This is a genomic window from Stieleria sp., from assembly GCF_041595215.1.
In the GTDB taxonomy this organism is placed as follows: Bacteria; Planctomycetota; Planctomycetia; order Pirellulales; family Pirellulaceae; genus Stieleria; species Stieleria magnilauensis.
In genome coordinates this window covers 1-6,220 of the sequence record NZ_JBFHKV010000460.1, presented here as the reverse complement: position 1 = coordinate 6,220, position 6,220 = coordinate 1, and the positions used below count along the sequence as shown (strand labels likewise).

Annotated in this window: 4 protein-coding genes; 1 reads left to right on the top strand and 3 read right to left on the bottom strand. The window is 59.2% G+C overall.

Annotated elements, in window-relative coordinates:
* Positions 1–619: class I tRNA ligase family protein (locus tag ABX749_RS17800; protein ID WP_372897146.1), on the bottom strand; the 619-nt coding region annotated here is incomplete at its 3' end.
* A 412-nt stretch (positions 620–1,031) separates the two neighbouring features.
* Between ABX749_RS17800 and ppdK the strand changes: the two genes are divergently transcribed.
* Entirely contained in the window at positions 1,032–3,671 is a 2,640-nt protein-coding gene (gene ppdK, locus ABX749_RS17795; RefSeq protein ID WP_372897145.1) for a pyruvate, phosphate dikinase, read from the top strand.
* A gap of 354 nt (positions 3,672–4,025) precedes the next feature.
* Here the strand turns inward: ppdK and ABX749_RS17790 are convergent, their stop codons facing one another.
* Together ABX749_RS17790 and ABX749_RS17785 are read right to left on the bottom strand one after the other, a co-directional pair.
* A complete protein-coding gene (locus ABX749_RS17790) occupies positions 4,026–5,456 on the bottom strand; it encodes a phytoene desaturase family protein (RefSeq protein WP_372897144.1) in 1,431 nt (476 codons plus the stop codon).
* Between the two features lie 38 nt (positions 5,457–5,494).
* Entirely contained in the window at positions 5,495–5,755 is a 261-nt protein-coding gene (locus tag ABX749_RS17785; RefSeq protein WP_372897143.1) for an acyl carrier protein, read from the bottom strand.
* Between the last annotated feature and the right edge of the window lie 465 nt (positions 5,756–6,220).

Genomic DNA, 6,220 nt, shown 5'->3' with positions numbered 1-6,220 from the left:
GTCGGCCGCGGCCCCAGGGGCTATCCCAGGAGATTTCACCGGGCTTGGCGGATTTCCAGAGCGCGAAATCGCCGGCGGACCGTTTTTTCGCCGCCGCCTCGCCGCCCTCACCCTGCTGGTCGTCGACGCTGCGGTTGGAGAGCTGACCGTAGTTGGGGTCTTTGACGACGTCGAAGAAAACGTCTCCATCGACTTCGTAGGCGTGGTCTTTTTCGATCAACCGCTCGATGAACGAGATGATCTGGGGCATGTGATCGGTCGCCCGCGGCATGTAGTCGATCTGGTTGACGCCCAGTTCGCGAAGGTTGGCCAAGTAGTCGGCCGTCATTTCCGTGGCGATCTGAGAAACCGGCAGCTCTCGCTCTTTGCTCTTGTTGATCAGCTTGTCGTCGACGTCGGTGATGTTGACCACCCAGGTCGGCTGGTAGCCGCTGTACCGCAGGTAGCGTTTGACGGTGTCAAAAATGACGGGGCCGACCATGTGACCGATGTGGGATTCGGCATAGACGGTCGGTCCACACAGATAGATCCCGACGGCGGGCGGAGCGATCGGCTCGAACGGCTGTTTGGTTTTCGTCAGCGTGTTGTAAACGCGAAGTTGGCTGGTTGGCTTTGTCACGGTGGTCGGCGGGCAAAGTGGAGTGACTCGGGGAAAGAAGCGAATTGTAGGGACGCGAGCGGATCTCGCCGAGCCCGATTGATCCCGCACATTGCCTCGGCGTGCAAAGAAACCGCGGCCCTGCCCAGGTTCCCGGTGCCCCTCTCATTGACCAAACCGCTTGTCGCAAATAGATTTACGCCCGCTTGGCCGGACCGAGGTGAAATAAATCGGGCACTTCAGGCGAATTGCGACCGCGATTCGCGGCACCACCATGCCGAGCAAGACGCCCCCGATGACTCCCGAGTGACTCCTTAATTCTCCACGAGCTCAAGCGGCGTCGATAGACGTAAGTCCTTGTTTTGACTACGGATAGCGACGAACCCACCGCCTGCTCACGCCCCTTCTGAGACGGTTTCGATAGAGAACAACCATGGCGAACAAGATGGTCTATTACTTCGGTAAAACAAAAACCGAAGGCAAAGGCAAACCCAAAGCTCTACTCGGCGGAAAAGGACTGAACCTCGCCGAAATGACCTCGATCGGACTCCCGGTCCCCCCCGGGTTCACGATCACCACCGAAGTCTGTGACCAGTACTACAAGGCCGGCAAGCAATTGCCCGCGGGCCTGATGGACGAGGTCGGCAAAGCGATCAAGAAACTCGAAAAAGAACTCGACAAGAAGTTCGGCGACGACTCCAACCCGCTGCTGGTCAGCGTCCGCTCCGGAGCCGCGGTCAGCATGCCCGGGATGATGAACACCATCCTGAACCTGGGCCTGAACGACATTTCCACCGAAGGCCTGGCTAAGGCGACCAAAAACGAACGCTTTGCCTACGACGCCTACCGCCGCCTGATCAACATGTTCGGCGACGTCGTGATGGGGATGGACCACCACCAGTTCGAAGTCGCATTCGACAAAATCAAGAAAAAGTACAACGTCTCCGATGACACGGAAGTGCCGGCCGAGGGCCTGAAAGAACTGTGCGAGGCTTACAAAGAAGTCTACAAGCAGCACACCGGCGAGATGTTCCCGCAGGATCCGGTCGCACAACTGGAACTGTCGATCGAAGCCGTCTTCGGCTCCTGGAACACCGATCGGGCGGTCAAGTACCGCGAGATCGAAGGGATCCGCCACCTGCTCGGAACCGCCGTCAACGTCCAATCGATGGTCTATGGAAACATGGGCGAAGATTCGGGAACGGGCGTCGCGTTCACGCGAAACCCCAACACCGGCGAAAACAAGTTCTACGGCGAATTCCTGATCAATGCTCAGGGTGAAGACGTCGTCGCGGGGATTCGCACCCCGCAACCGGTCGCCGAAATGCCCAAGTGGAATCGCGCGATCCACAAGGAACTCCTCGAGGTCAAGAAGACGCTCGAGAATCACTACGCCGAAATGCAGGACATCGAGTTCACGATCGAACGTGGCACGCTGTACATGCTGCAAACGCGAACCGGCAAACGAACCGGCATCGCCGCGGTCAAAATCGCTTGCGATCTCGTCAAGGAAGGGCTGATCGACCAAAAAGAAGCGGTCATGCGAGTCGACCCGAACGCACTGACGCAGTTGCTGCTGCCCAGCTTCAAAACCACCGCCCGCAACGCCGCCGAAGTGCTTTGCAAAGGCATCAACGCGTCGCCGGGTGCCGCCGTCGGCAAACCCGCCTTCACGGCCGAAGAAGCCCGTGAACGCAAAGACGCGGGTGAAAACATCATCCTGGTTCGTCGCGAGACCAGCCCCGAAGACGTCGATGGCATGAGCGCCGCGGTCGGCATCCTGACCAGCACCGGCGGTGCAACCAGCCACGCAGCCGTCGTCGCCCGAGGTTGGGGCAAGTGCTGCGTCGCAGGTGCCTCCGACGTCGAGATCGACGAAAAGAAAAAACGCATGAAGGTCCACGGGCAAACCCTCGGCGTCAACGACGTCATCAGCCTGGACGGAACCACCGGTGAAGTCATGCTGGGTGCCGTCGAAACACAAGAGCCCAAGCTGTCCGGCGACTTCGCCAAGCTGATGAAATGGGCCGACGAGTACCGCACGCTGGCCGTTCGCACCAACGCGGATTCACCCGCCGACAGCAAGCGAGCCCGTGACTTCGGCGCCGAAGGCATCGGACTGTGCCGTACCGAGCACATGTTCTTCGAGCCGGACCGCATCATTCACATGCGGTCGATGATCCTGGCCGAAGAAGAAAAAGAACGCCGTCAGGCTCTGTCCAAACTGCTGCCGTTCCAACGCAAAGACTTTGAAGGCATCTTCAAAGCGATGGCCGGACTGCCCGTGACGATCCGCTTGCTTGACCCGCCGTTGCACGAGTTCCTGCCCCACGAATCGGCCGCTCAAAAAGAGATGGCCACTGAACTGGGCGTCAAAGCATCGGACATCAAGAAACGCATCGAAGCGCTGCACGAAGCCAACCCGATGCTCGGACACCGGGGATGCCGCTTGAGCATCACCTATCCCGAAGTCCTGGAAATGCAGGTCCAAGCGATCACCGAAGCGGCGATCAACTGCGGCAAGAAGAAGATCAAGGCTCACCCCGAGATCATGATCCCGCTGGTCGGAACCTACAAAGAACTCGCACTGCTGCGAAAGAAAGTCGAGGAGACGATTGCCTCGACCGTTGCGGCGAAGAAATTCGACGGCGACCTGGATATCTCGATCGGAACCATGATCGAAATTCCCCGCGCCTGCTTGACCGCCGACGAGATCGCCGAGCACGCCGACTTCTTCAGCTTCGGCACCAACGACTTGACCCAGATGGCGTTCGGCTACAGCCGCGACGACATCGGCGGTTTCCTGCCCGATTACCTGGAGCAAGAAATCCTGGATGTCGACCCGTTCCAATCCCTGGATCAAACCGGTGTCGGACAACTGGTCGAGCTGGGTGTCACCAAAGGCCGCTCCACCAAGAAGGCCTTGAAGATCGGCATCTGCGGCGAACACGGCGGCGACCCGAGCAGCGTCGAGTTCTGCCACCGAGTGGGACTGAACTACGTCAGCTGCAGCCCCTTCCGTGTCCCGATCGCCCGACTGGCCGCCGCTCAAGCTGCGATCACCAACAGCTAACACGCGAAGCACGCCGGGCAGGTGCAATGCATCGCATCACCTGCCCGCCAAGCAAACATCAAAAAGACTCGGCTGTCTTCAGCCGAGTCTTTTTTTATGGGCCGATCCGCAGTGCCTGCGGATCAAGTTTCAAGTTTCAAGTTTCAAGACCCACCTACGATGCCACTTACTTTGGCACTGAGTGAGGTAGCGGAACGGCGCGAGCCGTCCGGTTTAACCTTGAAAGACCGGAGGGCTCGCGCCCTGCCGCTAACAAAAGCCCCCCGTTTGGCGCCAAAGCAGGTGGCATTGGGCTAGCGACATCGGCTCACCATGATTTCGGCAACGACCCAACCAACACGCTGATGCAACCCGCTACGGCTGCAGACAGTGCCGATTGGCCATGCTGATGCCGCTGACGATCGCGCCGACGATGCCGACGAACCCCTGGTCGGTGCCGCACAAGAAAACGTTCGGCAGGTGCGTGGTGCCATCGAGTTGCTTGGTCGGTGCCCCGTAGACGGCACCGTTGTCATGCCAGGTGAATCGCCGAATGGTCTTGGGCGTAAACACGTCGGTGTCGACGACGTACTGGCGAAAGTCGGGCATGAAACGCACCGACGACGCGACCGCCAAATCGTACTGCCGCACCTTTTCGGCTTGGTACTTTGCTTCGGGCAACTCGCACCATCGATCGTGATTGGCGAGCGTCGTGATCCGCAACACGCCGTCGGGCAGGTCACCCTCGTCGTCTTCGTAGATGTAATTGTTCGGCGAACAGATCACGCCGGTCCGCGCGTCACAGAGCTCGTCGTCCGGACGTTTCCAATGAAACGCGTCGCTGTCGTTGTAGAAAACAATGGTGCGATCAAACCCGAACGATTGCGGCATTCGATCCAGGATCGAAATGGATTCGATGAACGACAGCTTTCCCGCACGTGCGACGTCGACTTCGGTGATGTCGTCGCACATCCGCATGGTTTCGACATTGCCGGCCGACGAGAGAATGCGCGTCGCCGTCAATTCTGTCCCGTCATCCAAGACCACGCCGACGGCGCGTCCGCCTTCGACATGAATCTTCGACACGCCGCTGCGAAGCTTCAACTCGCCGCCGAGCCCGCGAAACTTGCGGACCAGGTTCTTCAGGATCACCCGCACGCCCTTAAACGGACGCCCGAACCCTTCCAGATAACAGGCCCGAAACATGATGCAGAACTGACCGAAGTCCATGTCGTTTTCGCGAGCGTTGCCGTACCACATCAGCGGACAGAGCAACATTTCGATCAACAACGGCTCACTGATGTGCTCGGCCATGACCTCGCGGGCCGAACGCATGAAACGCTCATCGGCTCCATCCATGTCGGAATAATCCAGCAGCGAGTCACACAACGAACGGAAGCCATCGACCTGACCGGGGAACCGCTCGGCGATCTCGTTTTCCAGCAACCCGATATCGTTGCTGAAATCGAGCGACACGCCGGGGAACCGAATCGACGAACCGATTTGCTCGGCAAGCTTGAAGTCGTCCCAGCGGAACCGCAACTGACGAATCAGCTTTGCCAGCGGACCTTTCTTGGTCCCACGTTTGGCGAAATTGGTCATCGCGTGCAGACCGACGTCATAGTCACGCCCGCCCATCCGGTAAAACGAATTCAGCCCGCCGATGGTGTAGTGACGCTCAAGAATACAGACCCGCTGGTCGTAGTGCGCTAGACGGATCCCGGCCGCCAAACCACTCATCCCGGCACCGATGATGATCGTGTCGTAGTGGTCGGCGCTGTTCTTGGCTGCGTTCGGGTCGGTCACAGATAATTCGACGCGTGTGGAGTCGACGGACCGCAGGATCAGGTTTTGACGATGTCACGCATCTTCGGTTCAAGATACGCCACCGTGGAAGCCATACTGGCAAGCTCCCCGTACTCCTCCTCGGGGATCTGGACACGGTGCCGCTTCCGCAGCTCCATCACGATGTCCAAAAAGTCCATGCTATCGAGTTCCAACTGCTCCCGGAACGGAACCTCGTCCTTCAAATCGTCCAGGTCTTCGTCCGGCGAAATGTCTTCGAGAATGTCCAGGATTTCGTCGCGGATTTCAGCAGGCGTCATTGCTTTCAGGGATTTGGTATGAATCGGGGCGGAACAGAACTTGCCGGACCGACCATCTTACCGGCTGGGAATCAAATTTCGAAGTGCCCGATACTTAGGTTTTTTGTCGCTGTTTGATTTTCGGTCCGCGAGACGCACGGGCGGCTCCGGCCCCCGCAGACGGAGCGGCCCGACCCCGGTGACGCCGATCGCCACGCCCGGTTTTGGCACCGAGGTAGCCAGCGGAATGGCGCGAGCGTTCTGTCGATTCAATCGGTGAGGAGAAGCCCGGACGCTGGCGCGAACCGGCTGATTTCAATTGACGACCAGCCGTTTGGCGCCAGCCTACGGGCCCTAACCCGAAGAAACGGAGATGCCCGGACGCTGGCGCGAACCGGCTGATTTCAAACGCTGACCAGCCGTTTGGCGTGAGCCTACGGGCCCTAACCTGAAGAAACGGAGCCCGGACGCTGGCGCGAACCGGCT